Annotated in this window: 11 protein-coding genes; 4 read left to right on the top strand and 7 right to left on the bottom strand. The window is 40.1% G+C overall.

The window, feature by feature from the left end; translation table 11 throughout:
• Positions 1–2 precede the first annotated feature (2 nt).
• From glgC to R0J88_RS14835, 6 genes are read right to left on the bottom strand one after another with little or no spacing between them, the layout of a single operon-like run.
• Complete coding sequence (glgC, locus tag R0J88_RS14860; protein WP_410900285.1) at positions 3–1,304, bottom strand: glucose-1-phosphate adenylyltransferase; 1,302 nt, start codon at positions 1,302–1,304, stop codon at positions 3–5.
• An 18-nt stretch (positions 1,305–1,322) separates the two neighbouring features.
• Positions 1,323–3,854 (bottom strand): glycogen/starch/alpha-glucan phosphorylase, encoded by a 2,532-nt coding sequence (locus tag R0J88_RS14855; RefSeq protein ID WP_410900284.1) that lies wholly within the window; start codon positions 3,852–3,854, stop codon positions 1,323–1,325.
• Positions 3,847–5,910, bottom strand: a complete 2,064-nt coding sequence (gene glgX, locus R0J88_RS14850; RefSeq protein ID WP_410900283.1) for a glycogen debranching protein GlgX — start codon at positions 5,908–5,910, stop codon at positions 3,847–3,849. Before glgX ends, R0J88_RS14855 begins: the two co-directional genes overlap by 8 nt.
• The gene (gene glgB / locus R0J88_RS14845; RefSeq protein WP_410900282.1) at positions 5,903–8,140 is read right to left on the bottom strand and encodes a 1,4-alpha-glucan branching protein GlgB; all 2,238 of its coding nucleotides are present in this window, start codon (positions 8,138–8,140) and stop codon (positions 5,903–5,905) included. Before glgB ends, glgX begins: the two co-directional genes overlap by 8 nt.
• Complete coding sequence (gene malQ / locus R0J88_RS14840) at positions 8,141–10,132, bottom strand: 4-alpha-glucanotransferase (RefSeq protein ID WP_410900281.1); 1,992 nt, start codon at positions 10,130–10,132, stop codon at positions 8,141–8,143.
• 9 nt (positions 10,133–10,141) lie between these two features.
• Complete coding sequence (locus R0J88_RS14835; RefSeq protein WP_008127875.1) at positions 10,142–10,444, bottom strand: isoamylase early set domain-containing protein; 303 nt, start codon at positions 10,442–10,444, stop codon at positions 10,142–10,144.
• Between the two features lie 388 nt (positions 10,445–10,832).
• Here R0J88_RS14835 and R0J88_RS14830 point away from each other — a divergent pair, with 388 nt between their 5' ends.
• Complete coding sequence (locus R0J88_RS14830) at positions 10,833–11,747, top strand: hypothetical protein (protein ID WP_410900280.1); 915 nt, start codon at positions 10,833–10,835, stop codon at positions 11,745–11,747.
• A 33-nt stretch (positions 11,748–11,780) separates the two neighbouring features.
• On the opposite strand, the gene R0J88_RS14825 is transcribed toward R0J88_RS14830, so the two are convergent.
• Positions 11,781–12,209: an Lrp/AsnC family transcriptional regulator gene (locus R0J88_RS14825; RefSeq protein WP_006791771.1), complete on the bottom strand. Its 429-nt coding sequence runs from the start codon at positions 12,207–12,209 to the stop codon at positions 11,781–11,783.
• 182 nt (positions 12,210–12,391) lie between these two features.
• Here R0J88_RS14825 and R0J88_RS14820 point away from each other — a divergent pair, with 182 nt between their 5' ends.
• Genes R0J88_RS14820 through astD form a run of 3 tightly spaced genes read left to right on the top strand, consistent with a single transcriptional unit; the run spans position 12,392 to position 16,151 of the window.
• Positions 12,392–13,597: an aspartate aminotransferase family protein gene (locus R0J88_RS14820; protein WP_410900279.1), complete on the top strand. Its 1,206-nt coding sequence runs from the start codon at positions 12,392–12,394 to the stop codon at positions 13,595–13,597.
• 45 nt (positions 13,598–13,642) lie between these two features.
• Positions 13,643–14,677, top strand: coding sequence for an arginine N-succinyltransferase (gene astA, locus R0J88_RS14815; RefSeq protein WP_138739683.1), 1,035 nt, complete (start codon positions 13,643–13,645; stop codon positions 14,675–14,677).
• 7 nt (positions 14,678–14,684) lie between these two features.
• The gene (gene astD / locus R0J88_RS14810) at positions 14,685–16,151 is read left to right on the top strand and encodes a succinylglutamate-semialdehyde dehydrogenase (RefSeq protein WP_410900278.1); all 1,467 of its coding nucleotides are present in this window, start codon (positions 14,685–14,687) and stop codon (positions 16,149–16,151) included.
• Positions 16,152–16,170 lie beyond the last annotated feature (19 nt).

Here is a 16,170-nt window from a genome sequence, read left to right as displayed (position 1 = left end):
TATTAAGCTAGTTTCTTATTTTCTTGTGTTTGACGCTCTAACTTTTTAGCAAGTTCACTAAGCATGTCGCGGGTAACAAGTACAATGCCTTTTTTTGATACCCTAAAACCATTTTCTTCATCTGCTTTACGGTCAAAACCTATTTCAAGCCCTGCAGGTATTTCACAACTTCTGTCTATTATTGCACGTTTAATTTTACATCCGCGGTTAATAATAGCACCCGGTAAAATAACCGATTGTTCAATTTCACAAAACGAGCGCACATGCACGTTAGAAAATAACAATGATTTTCTTACTGCCGACCCCGAAATAATACACCCTCCAGAAACTGTTGAATCAAGGGCCATTCCTCGCCTATCGTCATCATCAAATATAAATTTAGCTGGGGGTAATTGCTCTTGGTATGTCCAAATTGGCCACGCTGGATCGTACAGATCAAGTTGAGGCTCAGGCATAACAAGCTCCATGTTAGCCTCCCAAAATGAGTCGAGTGTTCCTACATCGCGCCAATATGGCTGACCTTCCTGTTGAGGGTCTCTGAATGGGAATGCAAAAACGTTATGCTCTTCAATAATAGCGGGGATTATGTCATGCCCAAAATCACGTCCTGAGCCTTCATTTTCAGCATCTTTCTTAAGTTGCTCAAATAAGAACTCAGTATTAAATATGTAGTTACCCATTGATGCTAAGCATGTACCCGGCTTGCCTGGCACTGAGCTTGGCATAGCTGGCTTTTCATCGAAACGACAAACACGGCTTTCTTCATCTACTGTCATTACACCAAAGGTATCTGCAGCTTCTTCAACAGGTACTTCAATACAACACACGGTCATATCGGCCCCTTTTTGAACATGCTCAGCAAGCAATGCACCATAATCCATACGATAAACGTGGTCACCTGATAAAATCATTACATATTTAGGTAACTCATGACGAATAATATCCATATTTTGAAAAACAGCATCGGCGGTGCCGCAATACCATTCATCACCATGGCGTTGTGATGCAGGTAATATTTCAACCGATTCACCTAATTCCTTTTTAAAGTGCCCCCAAGCTCGATTTACGTGGCGAATAAGTGAGTGAGATTTATACTGTGTTGCTATACCCACACGCCTAACACCCGAGTTGATACAGTTAGACAAAGGAAAATCAATAATTCTGTGTTTACCACCAAAGTAAACGGCTGGTTTTGCACGCCAGTCGGTCAATTCGTGCAGGCGAGAACCACGACCACCAGCCAGTATTAACGCATACGTTTCTCTAGTTAGGCTACTTATGTAGCGATTTGCATAATTAGGCATACTATTCTCTCCATTTATCTAACTTTTAGTGGCTTTACTGGTAGTTGTCGTTGAGTCAGTGTCACTAGTATTGAGTGGGGTTAAATGCCAAATGTCGTCACTGTATTGGCTTATGGTCCTATCACTTGAAAATATGCCACTGGCAGCGGTATTTAAAATACTCATTTGCGTCCAATAAGCTTGATCAGCATAGGCTTTATCTACTTGCTTTTGTGCAGATACGTAGCTTTCGAAATCGTGTGCAACAAGCCATGGATCGTGTGGGCTCTTAATTGCATTAATTACATCGTCAAATAGGCAAGGTTCAAATAAATTAAAGTGCCCGCTTTCTAGCAAGTGCATAACATTGGCTAAGTCGCTATTTTGTTCAATTAAATGTGCGGGGTTATAACGCGATTTAATATCATCAATCTGATGTGCCTCTGCACCAAATAAGAAGAAATTATCGGCACCAACGGCATCTCTAATTTCGATATTGGCGCCATCTAACGTGCCAATAGTTAATGCACCATTCATCATGAACTTCATATTACCGGTGCCTGAAGCTTCTTTACCGGCGGTTGAAACTTGCTCAGACAAATCAGTAGCTGGACAAATAACTTCCATGGCTGTCACATTGTAATTAGGTAAAAAAGCCACGCGTAAATACGATGACGCTTGTGGATCTTTATTGATCACATCTGCCACATTATTGATTAGCTTAATTATTTTTTTAGCCATGTAGTAACCCGGTGCAGCCTTACCACCGAGTAAAACACAACGTGGCACTAATCCTTGTGTATCACCACGACGAATGCGGTCATATAAATGGATAACATGGAGTATATTTAGTAACTGCCGCTTGTATTCATGAATCCGTTTAACTTGTACATCAAACATCATGGATACATCAAACTCTACACCACAGCGCTCTTTAACTAAATCAACTAAACGTTGTTTGTTTGTTACTTTGGCTTTTTGCCACTGTGCTTGAAATGATGTGTCATCATAAAAACGACGTAGCTGGTTTATTTGGGCAAAGTCACGTACCCAATCGCTGCCTATTTTATCACTAATCAATTCACTCAATGTAGGGTTACAATGGGCAAGCCAACGGCGAGGTGTAACCCCATTGGTTTTGTTATTAAACTTGTTAGGCCAAAGTGTATAAAACTCTTTAAATAAACCCGCTTTTAATAGCTCTGTATGCAGTGCAGCAACACCATTAACTGAATAGCTCCCTACAATGGCTAAATAAGCCATGCGAATTTGCGGTTCGCCACCTTCCTCTATTAGTGATAGCTCTCGCTGTTTATTAACATCACCAGGCCAATGCTGTGCAACTTCAGCTAGAAAGCGTGCGTTTATCTCAAATACTATTTCTAAAATACGGGGTAACAATTTTGAAAATAATGAAACTGACCATTTCTCTAACGCCTCTGGCAATAATGTATGATTTGTGTAGGCCATTGTTTTTGTGGTTATTTGCCATGCATCATCCCAGTCGAGCTCGTAATCATCAACTAATACTCGCATAAGCTCTGCCACTGCAATACTTGGATGAGTATCGTTTAATTGAAAAACATGGTAATCGGCAAAATCAGTAAAGCTTTCACCATGATCACTCACCCACTGATCAACAATGTCTTGAATACTCGCTGATGATAAAAAGTATTGTTGGCGAAGTCGTAGCTCTTTACCATTTTCACTGCTGTCGTTAGGGTAAAGTACCATAGTGATTTGTTCGGCTAAGTTTTTTTGTGCAACGGCTTCTGAATAACTACCCGCGTTAAATTCAGTTAGGTTAAATTCGTCGGTCGCTTCAGACTTCCATAAGCGTAGCGTGTTTACAATATTGTTTTTATAACCAGGAATGGGCACATCGTAAGGCACTGCTAACACATCATGGCTACTAACCCACTGGCGGTGTTCCCTACCTTGTTTATCAGTATAACTATTTACATAACCACCGAACTTAATGCGCTTAGAATGCTCGGGAGCACTTAGCTCCCAAGGGTGACCCTCACGAAGCCAATTATCGGGTTGCTCTATTTGATTACCATCACTAATTGATTGGTTGAACATTCCGTATTCGTATCTAATGCCGTAACCCACAACGGGTAAAGCTAAACTTGCACAGCTATCTAAAAAACACGCAGCTAAGCGCCCTAAGCCACCATTACCAAGGCCTGCATCGTGCTCTGCGTCTTCGACCGTTTCAATTTCGGTACAATATTCTTGTAGTGCCGATGACACTTGATCCTCTAAATCAAGATTTAATACCGCATTGCCAAGAGCACGCCCCATTAAAAACTCAAGTGAAAGGTAACTTGTTTTTCTGCTTTTTTGCTGTTTGATTTTTTTATTCGTTTCTCGACACCGTGCCACTAAACGATCGCGGATCGTCAATGCTAATGCATGGTACAAATACAGCTGCGACTCTCCGACTTTGTCTCGCCCTAGGGTGTAATAAAAGTGGCGCGTTAAATCATCTTTAAGGGTGCTTTCGTCTATTACTGGGCCTTCTTGCCACCCCTTTACAACACATACTTGTTCAACTTGCTTAGCCATTAGCTACGTCCTCTAAGTTAGCACTAAAAACCCAACTACTTTGTGCAGAAATTTCAACGGGTGCATCTTGGTGAGTTGTTAAAGATGCATTATTTACACTTGATAAAACCATTTGCCACTGCGCATTAATAGGTGATGGAGGCAACTGACAACTGACTGGTTTTTTATTAGCGTTGAATACAATAAGTAATGCGTGTTTATTTTGCTTATCTAGTAAGCTATACATTAAAAATTGACGCGAATTCTCATGCCAATGCGAATCTGTCATAGTGTCACCTGTTTCGGTAAACCATTTCACTGTGAAACGTTCATCTATATCGTCTAAAAACACACTGTGTTTAAACGCACTATGTGCACGTCTAATTTTAAGGGCATCGTCTATAAAACGCGTTAAAGAATGATTCAGCTGTGAGTCTTTCCATGCAAGCCAACTCGTGCGATTATTTTGACAATATGCATTGTTATTGCCTCCTTGAGAATGTGCCATTTCGCTGCCAGCAGCAATCATAGGCACGCCTTTAGAAAGGATTAATGTAAGTAAAAAGTTTTTTTGTTGTTGTAATCTTAATGCGGCTATTTTCTCATCAGTGCTAAAGCCTTCTGCCCCGCAATTAAATGAGTAATTAGCACTGTGGCCATCTCTGTTATTCTCGCCATTAGCTTCATTGTGTTTATGCTCGTAACTCACTAAATCTGCAAGCGTAAATCCATCATGGCTGGTTATAAAATTAATACTATTTAATGGGCCTCGATGGCTATGCTCAAATATATCAAACGAGCCATGTAAGCGTTTAGCCACGTTGGCTATAATCCCTTCATCGCCTTTCCAAAAACGACGAATTACATCTCGGTATTGGTCATTCCACTCTCGCCAAGGTGGAGGAAAAGCCCCAAGTTGATACCCACCAGGGCCAATATCCCATGGTTCGCTAATTAACTTTACCTTATTTAAAACAGGGTCTTGAGCAATAGTTTGTAAAAACGTATGCGCTGAACTAAACCCAGCCTTTGAGCGGCCCAGTATTGTTGCTAAATCAAATCTAAAGCCATCAACACCCATTACTTCAACCCAATATCGCAAGCTATCGAGCACTAACTGCAACGTTTTTGGGTGATCTATATTAATGGTGTTACCACACCCCGTATCGTTTATGTATACATTGAGTTGAGCTTCTACTGTGCGGTAATAAGCAAGGTTGTCTAAGCCGCGCAATGACAATATGGGACCATCAGTACCCGCTTCAGCTGTATGGTTGTAAACAACATCTAAAATAACTTCAATATCTGCAGCATGAAGCTCCTTAACCATCTGTTTAAACTCGTTAATATCGTCGTTTACCAAATAGTCTTTGTGAGGAGTGAAAAAGTTAAGCGTGTTGTATCCCCAATAATTTTGTAGGCCTTTGCCTGTTAAAAATTGCTCGCTAATGAAAGCATGCACAGGGAGTAGCTCTATTGCTGTTACACCAAAACTTTTTATATGGTCAATAAAATGCGGGTGGCTCAATCCTAAAAATTTGCCTTGCAGTGCCTTAGGTATTTGAGGATGACGACACGTAGTCCCTTTTACATGACATTCATAGATAACTGTTTTAGACCATCTGTGATTCGGTTTTTTATGTTCATACGAATCAATTGATGACACTTTTGATTTTGGTATATCAATGGCATTGTTAACGGTACTTTTGGTGCCTATTGGCATTTGGCCATAATGGCGTTCACTCCATGTAAACTCACCAAATAAATCTTTTGCGTAAGGGTCAATTAATAATTTATGTTCATTAAATAGCGAGCCAGTATCAGGGTTATATTCACCCTCAACCCTAAACCCATAAAGTGCCCCAGTGGTGAGAGGTGCAATATGGATACTCCAAATACCACCTTCATTTATATTCATAGCCACTTTTAGTATTTCAGAGTGGCCACTTTTATCAAATAAACACACATACGCTTGTGTCGCTTTTGGCGCGTACAATGAAAAATTAACACCATTTAAATGCAAGCTCGAGCCAAGAGGCTCAACAAGGCCGTGAGTTACTTCAAATTGATTACTCATCTTGTACCTTTTGCAAATAAATTGTTGTTAAGCCACCCATAGCAATAGTGATGCTTTGGTTAAAACCATGTTGAGGATTGTCGTTAGTGACAACAGTATTTGATTGGTTTTGCGATACTTTAATACCCGAGCCAAAAAATTCGCTTTCATCTGTGTTTATTATTACTTTATAAACGCCTTTGCTCGGAACGCCTAAGGTATATTCTTGATATGACATAGGCGTAAAGTTGGCAATCACCACTACAAAGTCATGGGCATTTTTAGCGTAACGTACAAAGCTTAAAATGCTTTGTTCGTTATTATTGTTGTCAATCCAATCAAATCCTGCGGCACTTGAGTCAAGTTCATACAGCGCGGGTTGATTTTTATAAACCTCATTTAACGTTTTTACTGTCTGCTTTATACCTTTATGACTTTCATGTTGTAGTAAATGCCAATCAATAGAATGATCATGCCCCCACTCAGCACGTTGAGCTATTTCCCCCCCCATAAATAATAACTTTTTACCTGGGTGTGCCCACATAAATGCATAATAAGCACGTAAATTTGCGAATTTTTGCCAATCATCGCCCGGCATTTTTTCAATGAGCGCGCCTTTCCCATGAACAACTTCATCGTGACTCAGCGGTAAAATAAAGTTTTCACTAAATGCATATACCATCGAAAACGTTATTTCGTGATGGTGATGTTGCTTATAAAGTGGATCGCGTTGCATATACAACAAGCTATCGTTCATCCACCCCATATTCCATTTATAGCCAAAGCCTAGGCCATTATGCTCAACACTCTGCGTAACACCTGGCCAAGCAGTCGACTCTTCTGCCACCATCATAATGCCAGGGTTGTTTTTATAACTGCGTAAATTAACCTGTTTGAGGCATTCAATTGCACCGAGGTTTTCGCGACCGCCATAGCAATTAGGTATCCACTCACCTTCTTTACGGCTGTAATCTAAGTACAACATTGACGCAACGGCATCTACTCTTAAACCATCTAAGCCAAATTGATGAAGCCAATACATTGCATTAGAAATCAAAAAGCTCTTAACTTCTGGACGGTCATAATTATAAATATAAGTATTCCAATCTGGATGAAAGCCTTGGCGCATATCGGCATGTTCATACAAGTGTGTACCATCAAATCGGTGTAAACCATGGGGATCACTTGGGAAATGCCCAGGAACCCAATCAAGTAAAATCCCTACATTATATTTATGGCATTGCTCTACAAAATATTTAAAGCTGTTGTAATCGCCAAAACGACTGGTTGGAGCAAACAGCCCAACAGGCTGATAGCCCCATGAACCGTCAAACGGGTATTCACTTATGGGCATAAGCTGTAAGTGGGTAAAGTTCATTTCAAGCGCGTAACTAACGAGTTTGTCGGCAAGTTCGGTATAACTTAAATAACGATTACCTTCACCTCGCTGCCACGACGCTAAGTGCACCTCATAAATACTGATTGGTGCGTCTATATGATTACGCTTTTGCCTATTGCTTATTGCTTGTTCACTTAACGCTATTGCCTCTGGTTTGTATTGAAGAACACTCGCGGTACCAGGAGCCTGTTGCATTTTAAAAGCGTAAGGGTCTGCTTTTTCTATTACCTCACCACTTTGCGCTGTAATGGCAAATTTGTAGCACATGTCTGCTTTAAGCTCGGGAATGAATAACTCCCACACACCACTGGCAGGGTGAAAGCGCATAAAATGTCGATTCGCTTGCCAAAAATTAAACTCACCAATAATTGAAACGCTGGCTGCATTAGGTGCCCACAAACAAAAACGAACGCCATCTACATCTTGCTGGTTGGTAAAGTGCGCGCCAAAGTGTAAGTAGGCATGCTCTAAACTGCCCTCATTAAATAAATACATGGCATCAGTATCAAGCTCACTGTTAAAACTATATTCATCAAAAAACGTAGTCGAAGTGTCGCTATATTTGGCTGTACATAAAAAAGGCGAGGTAGGCAACTGACTTACACGGGCTATAAATAAATCACTGTGCTTATATCTTTGCGTTTCAACTAGTTGATTGTCAATTAACAAAGAAACATGTTGGGCATCAGGTAAATATACACGTACTTCTATATTTGATTCACTTACTTTATGTGCACCTAAAAAGCTAAATGGGTCTTTAAATCGCCCTATGTTAAGTGCATTAACTTGGGCATCGTAGTCAGCGCTTTGATATTTAGGTAATGCCGAACTATTTGAAGCTGTACTGCTCATTTAACCTTTCCTTATTGAATCGATTGCAGCTAAAAGCGTGGCGTTGTTTGCAAAAATTTCTTCACATGTATGTGTTAATACACGTCGCCAATTTGGATATTCTTTGTCTGTACCAGGAATATTCACCGGATATTGCTGTTCATCTAAATCATCTATTTGTAGTGCAAACAATCGAGAATCTGAGCCAGCTAAACACTGGCTAAGCGCACGGTAAACCGACTTAGCATCGCTGTGTATTGTTAATGTAAGATTAGCTGTAGCATTGATAAAACGAAGCAATCGCGTTTTTTCATCGATTCTCTGGTTGGTAATTTGCGTTGATTGCTGGTCGTCAATTAAATGATATTGTTGTTTTATAGCTATGTCATCGTGCTGCCACCAGCCTGTAAAGGGCGGTACATCGTGATTTGCAATCATCAACAAACACTGAGAGGGTAATTCGTGTAATGGTAAAAAATCACCATCGTTTTGCTTTTCAAAATAAAACAAACTGTTTGAAAAAATACCACTACTTGATAATGCATGTTTTACTTCTGGTGGGACAATGCCTAAATCTTCACCTATAACTATGCTTTGATTAATATGCGACTCTATTTTCAAAATAGCCAGCAAATGTTCAAAGGGGTAATAAGTATAGCAACCATCTCGCTGACCATTATTTTCAAAACACCACCACAAGCGGCGAATAGCCATAACATGGTCGATTCTTAGCCCGCCTACATTCTGCATATTTTCACGAATTAACGAACGGTAAAATGAGTAGTTATTGTGTGCTAAACTTTGCGGGTTTAAAGCCGGTAACCCCCAATCTTGCCCGCCCTCAGCCCAAGGGTCAGGCGGTGCACCCACACTGGCATTATCGGCGAATAATGACTGTTGTGATTTGAACTCAACACCATCGCCAGCGCACCCAACAGCTAAATCATTAATCAGACCTATTGCCATACCTCCTTTCTTGGATCGCTCTTGACATAAACCAAGTTGAAGATGCGCTTGCCACTGTAGGTAATAATCAAAAAGAGGGGTTTGTGAATCTATTGTTTGTAAGGTGGGCTGATGTTTATCGCAAAAAGTATTGAATGCATCACGACGAAGCTTACTGGCTGTTAATTCAAAATGGTTGTACAGTGCTTTAAATAATTTATATTTAACGCAACTAACATCCTCGTAATTAATAAACTGTCCGCTTTTATTTAAAAGAGAAGTCGCCTCATCACTTTGCATAATTTTTGCTAATTCAGCATTGTTTTTACTGTCTTCGCACAAATCAACAGAAATGTATAAAGGGTTTAGTAACGCTCGACTATTAGGGCTGTATGGGCTTGCACGCTCAGGCATGTCGCAAAACAACAAATGCAGAGGATTGAGCAAAATGTAATCCATATTGTGCTCACAGCACAAGTCAACTAGCGTGAGTAAATCTGAAAAGTCGCCAATTCCCAATCTTTCATTATTTTTAAGCGTATATAACTGAACCGACAACCCCGTTTTTTTTGTATCTTCAACTTGAAAAACACGCTCGGGCACAGACCAGATCTCAGTACTTGCGTGCTGTTCGCCTACTGTAATGTCTGCGTGGTAATACCCTGTTGGTATTGAAGGTAAAGGCAGTGTAATTTCAATATAACGGACGCCATTAAAGTGGTATTCGCCTGTAATTATTAAATCATCAAGGTTAGTAAATTCACACTCTATTCCCAGTTGTTCAACACTTACTGATGCAGTTTGGCTAAGTTGTCTGTCATCTATTTTCACTTTTAAATAACAGTCTGTTTGCTCAATTAAACTTACATTGGGTAAGAGCTGCATCCAAGGCTCTACATCGAGCTTATAATTTAATTGAGCTATTTTGTTATGATCGTTTGTATCAACACCACAACATTGCAGGGCACGCTTACGTGTATCTTCACTGAAAAATATCTGCTCGCCTGTGTATTTAGTAAACTCATAACCAATACCGTGTAAGTAAAACAACTGCGAAAGTTCGTTCATTTACAGGCCTTAATTAATACGTTGGGTATTAACAATACTATTTTCAGTTCCAAAACTGTTAGCCTCATAAGCGTCTGCTTTATGATCGTTATCCCAAAATTCGCCATTTATTAAATACCGAAAGTGGTATTGTTGATCAAGAGGAAGGCGTTGTTTGCATTTAAACACACCTTGTTTTTTATTAAGCTTCATTGGCACGGGCTGCCAGCTGTTAAACTCGCCAATTAAGCAGACCTCTTGCGCATCTGGGTGAGCAAATTCAAAGGTGATTTCCGCTTCATCTTTTGTTTTAAAAAATCGTTTGTGCAACATAGTAGGCTCCAACTAAACAGTAAAAGGTATTTAATTATTGCCACAGGGCCTATTTTTAAGCTGGCGATGTGGGAATGTATTCAGTCAAACTTTAAGCTAACCGTAGTAAAGCAAACTTTTGTTTACGCTTTATTACAGTGCAGGCAATCTTACTTATCGCACTTTATTAGTGCGTAAAGCGTAAAATATAGACATTAAGAATTGCATATACATTACAGAGCAATTTTCAAACCAACTGGAGCGATTTTAACCATTTAATACTTACCTTTATTACACTGATGATTTGGTTTGAAGTAACGAGAGAGCTTACACAATAAACTGCTTTTGTTACGTATTCACATCAGTGATAATACACATCAAGTTAACGCTCTGAAATATCGTAAATTTCATGTTGAAAAAAAGCATTTTATTAACTACGGCATTCATTTTTTTTGTTGTCGCAGTGTTTATTATTTCCTCAATCTACACCTTATACAGTAAAAAGGAAATTTCATTCGACCCTAAACTCAAAGAAATATCAGGCATTGAATTTGATAAGCGCGATCGCTTGTGGGCAATTAACGATGGGGGTGACGATCCAAAGCTTTACCGCTTAAATAAAGATGGGTCGATTGCGCAAGAGATTTTAGTATCTAATGCTAAAAACATTGATTGGGAAGACATGACTCAAAATAAATTTGGTCATTTCTTTTTAGGTGATTTTGGCAACAATAAAAATGATAGGCGTTGGCTGACTATTTATAAAATAGAGAATCCAATTGATATCAAAACCGATACAACAAATGCCGAAATAATAAAGTTTACGTACCCTGAAATGGATGGCAATCAAATAAAACCAAGTAATCGTAATTTTGATCTAGAAGCGTTTGTAGCCTTGGGTCGCCACCTTTATTTATTCACTAAAAACCGCACAGAACCTTTTGATGGCATTACAAATTTATACAAAGTAGGCGACCACGCTGCTAACTTTAAAGCCCAATTAATAGGATCTTTTAAAACCTGTACAACAATGGAAAAACTGTGCTGGATAACCTCTGCAGCGTTAAGCCCAGATCTTAAAAAACTCGTACTACTCGACTCTACCAGTATTTGGTTATTTGAGAACTTTAAAGGTGATCAGTTTTTCTCTGGTGATGTGTCTAAAATAGATTTAGGCATCGTTACGCAAAAAGAAGCCATCACTTTTTATGACGATAATACAATTGTATTCACCGACGAGGAGTTTAAAGGAATTGGTGGTAATGCCTACTTTATAAAACTTGATAAAGCAAAAAAAGTGGTTGTTAAACGCGCTCTCCCATAGTGCAATAAAACATAAATTTACATAGGAAGTACATCAACGTTTAAACTTGGTTTCTAAAATAACCGAAGAAGTTGTGCGTTCCACACCATCTAAATTACCAATATCATCGAGTAAATGGCTGAGTTTTTCTAAGTTTTGTGCTTGTACAACTGCAATTAAGTCAAACTCACCACTTATAGCATAAAGCTGTGATATCGCATCAATTTGCTTTAGCTCAATATTCGTCTTAGTAGTAAGCTTTTGAATCACCTTTATTGACACATGCGCCGATACCATTTTACTTAAAAAAGCATCGCCGTAATCAACGCTATAGCCTTTAATAACACCCGTTTCTTCTAATTTAAGCATCCTACTTTGCACGGTAGAACGCGATAAATTAAGAATTCTAGCTAAATCAGAAATACTCGCTCTAGCGTTGGTTTTAAGGACAGAAAGTAACTTTTCATCTTGTGGAGTTATCATATTGCTTATTGATTTCGTTATTTTGACTTTTATTGTAATCAATTTTCACAAAATAGCACTGCAAATTTAACCTATAACCTTCGATAATAACCACTAATAACAAAAATTACCTAGCTCAGAAAACGCTAACGTTTTTATTTTGCTAATCTTTATTCAATATTCACAATTTTTAGGTGTACATAATGCAAGTAACAAGAGACTTATTTAATGATGTAATGGTGCCAAACTACAACCCTTCTGCTGTTATTCCAGTGCGAGGCGAAGGCTCACGTGTATGGGATCAAAATGACAATGAGTTTATTGATTTTGCAGGTGGTATCGCCGTTAATTGTTTAGGCCACTGTCACCCAGCGCTTGTTAATGCACTTAAAGAGCAAGGTGAGAAAATTTGGCACTTATCAAATGTAATGACTAACGAGCCTGCCCTGCGTTTAGCACAAAAAATGGTTGAAGCTACATTTGCTGATAAAGTGTATTTTGCAAACTCAGGCGCAGAAGCTAACGAAGCGGCTCTGAAGCTTGCTCGTCGCTTCGCACTTGACGTACACGGCGAAGAAAAGTCACAAATTATAGCGTTTAACAAAGGTTTTCACGGTCGTACATTTTTTACTGTAACGGTGGGTGGACAAGCTGCTTACTCTGATGGCTTTGGCCCAAAACCTGGCGACATTATGCATTGTGATTACAACGATATTGCAGCATTTGAAGCACTTATCAGTGATAAAACATGTGCCGTGATGATGGAGCCACTTCAAGGTGAAGGCGGCATTATTTCACCTACCGACGAATTTGCTAAAAAAGTACGCGAATTATGTACTAAACACAATGCACTGCTAATTTTTGATGAAGTACAAACAGGCGTTGGCCGCACTGGCGATTTATACGCTTACGAAGGCTTAGGTGTAGTACCCGATATTTTAACGACTGCTAAAGCGTTAGGTGGTGGATTTCCTATCGGTGCAATGATCACAACAACAGACATTGCTGCTCATCTAAAAGTAGGGACGCATGGGTCAACTTATGGTGGTAACCCACTGGCGTGTGCAGTAGCAGAAGCTGCCTTTGATACTGTTAATACTGAAGATGTATTAAATGGCGTAAAGGAACGTGAGCAACTATTTCGCGATGGCTTAAACGCTATTAACGAAAAGTACAACGTGTTTAGCGAAGTGCGTGGTAAAGGTTTATTAATTGGTGCTTTATTAAAGGAGCAATTTGCAGGACGTGCACGCGACTTTTTAGTGGCGAGTGCTAACAATGGTTTAATGAACTTAGTAGCAGGTATGGATGTGATTCGTTTTACCCCTTCTTTAGTTATTCCATTTGAAGACATTAAAGAAGGCCTAGCTCGCTTTGAAAAAGCAGTAAGCGACGTAGTAAACGGCTAATTTAATTAAGCGCGCCCTAGGGCGCGCTGTTGGAGCAAATAATAAATGCAAGTATTACGTCCTATTACCACTGCAGATTTTGCCGCACTTAAGCAAATTGCAATCGAGTCAGGCCATGGGTTTACATCACTTCCGGTGGACGATGAGCAATTAAAAGAAAAAATAGATCGTGCCGAAAAAAGCTTTGCTAAAAATATCAATCAGCCGTTAGATGAGAGCTACCTATTTGTTTTAGAAGATAGCGAAACAGGTGAAGTCATTGGTACTACCGCCATAGAAGCCGCGGTTGGCTTATCGGTGCCGCTGTACCATTACCATTTAGGTAAAACAGTACACCACTCGCCTACACTTAATGTTTATAACACCGTAGATATTTTAAGCATGTGTAACGATTACACCGGATGCTCTGAAATATGTACTTTGTTTTTGCGCGAAAACAGCCGTAAAGGTTTAACCGGGCGCTTTTTATCACGCTCACGCTTTTTATTTATGGCCCAGCATAGCGAACGTTTTGCCGATACCGTGATTGCTGAAATGCGCGGCGTAAGCGACGAAGATGGTCACTCACCGTTTTGGCAATGGTTGCAAGAGCACTTTTTTAGTATTGAGTTTCCTCAGGCTGATCACTTAGTGGGACTTGGCGATAAAGTGTTTATTAGTGAATTAATGCCTAAATACCCTATTTACGTCAACTTACTCAGTAAAAAAGCCCAAGCAGTGATTGGCAACGTGCATGATAAAACTAAACCGGCGCTCAAACTGCTCGAAAAAGAAGGTTTTGAGCATCGTGGCTACGTTGATTTGTTTGATGCAGGGCCAACGGTAGAAGCTAAGCTTGGTAATATTCGCAGTGTTCGTGAGTCTCAAGTATGCCCTATTACAATTGGCGAGCTGGAACATATTAGCCAGCACAGCTCAGATACTTTAGCCGTTTGCAATCAAGGTGTAAGTGGGTTTAGAGCAACCTTTACCCAGCACGCCCACTATAACCACGCTAAGCACACATTAGTAATAAGCCAAGAAGTGGCTGATGCCCTTAATCTATCCCAAGGAGATGCAGCGCGTTTTTTCCGCCTGTAAAACAAATATGAACACACACCTTATAAATAACCAATGGCATACAGGCCAAGGCCCCGCTTTTAACTCTGTTAACCCAAGTAACGGCGAAGTTGTATGGCAAGGTAATGGCGCAAATGCCGAGCAAGTAGATTCTGCAATTAATGCAGCTAGAGCCGCACAAGTACAGTGGGCCGATACGCCAATTGAGTCGCGTATTACCATACTTGAAAACTTTGTAGCGCAATTAAAAGAGCACAGCGAAGAATTTGCAGCCATTATAGCGCGCGAAACCGGCAAGCCTCTTTGGGAAACACGAACAGAAGTAGGCGCTATGACAGGTAAAGTAGCCATTTCTATCAAAGCCTATAATGAACGCACCGGCACAATAGAAAACCCAATGCCGGGTGCTAAAGCCTTTATACGCCATAAACCACACGGCGTTGTAGCTATATTTGGCCCGTATAATTTCCCTGGGCATTTACCTAATGGCCATATCGTACCGGCTATTTTAGCGGGTAACACCGTGGTATTTAAACCGTCTGAGCTTACACCTCACGTTGCTGAATTTACTTTAGCACTTTGGTTAAAAGCAGGATTACCAGCGGGTGTCATTAACCTAGTGCAAGGTGAAGTAGAAACAGGTAAAGCACTTGCTTCGCATCAAAACATAGACGGCTTATTTTTTACCGGCAGCTCAAACACCGGCCATTTATTACATAAACAGTTTGCAGGCCACCCAGGTAAAATATTAGCACTTGAAATGGGCGGTAATAACCCATTAATAGTTAAAGATGTAGCCGATGTAAGCGCTGCAGTGCACGATATTATTCAGTCTGGCTTTATTACTTCTGGCCAGCGCTGTACTTGTGCCCGCCGCGTGTTTATTGAGAATTCAACCAATGGCGATGCCATTTTAGAAAAACTAATTAGCGCGACTAAAAATATTGTTGTTGACGACAGTTTTGCAGGCGATCAACCATTTATGGGTGCAATGATAAGCGAAAAAGCCGCCCTTGGTATGGTTGCTGCGCAAAAAGAATTAGTTGAAAGCGGCGGCGAAATACTCGTTGAGCTTAAGCAGCTAAAAGCAGGCACCGGCTTTGTAAGTCCAGGTATTATTGATGTTACACATATCGCTAACATGGCCGATGAAGAACACTTTGGCCCGCTTATAAAAGTGTATCGCTACAACAACTTTAACAGCGCAATAGCAGAGGCTAATAACACCAGCTTTGGTTTATCAGCAGGCTTACTTGGCGATAACGAGGATGATTACAGCCACTTTTTAAAGCGTATTCGTGCTGGCATTGTCAATTGGAACCGCCCTATTACGGGTGCTTCTAGTGCTGCCCCGTTTGGTGGTATTGGTGCAAGTGGAAATCACCGTGCTAGCGCATATTATGCTGCAGATTACTGCGCTTACCCTGTTGCGTCGGTTGAATCAGAAAAAGTGAATTTACCGCAAACTTTAGCACCTGGCTTAGTAATAGAATAATACCCATTTTTAAGGATTT

Source organism: Pseudoalteromonas sp. SIMBA_162 (assembly GCF_046535955.1).
Lineage (GTDB): Bacteria > Pseudomonadota > Gammaproteobacteria > Enterobacterales > Alteromonadaceae > Pseudoalteromonas > Pseudoalteromonas marina.
Note: the sequence above shows the minus strand (reverse complement) of the source record. Positions and strands in the feature narration are given on the sequence as shown.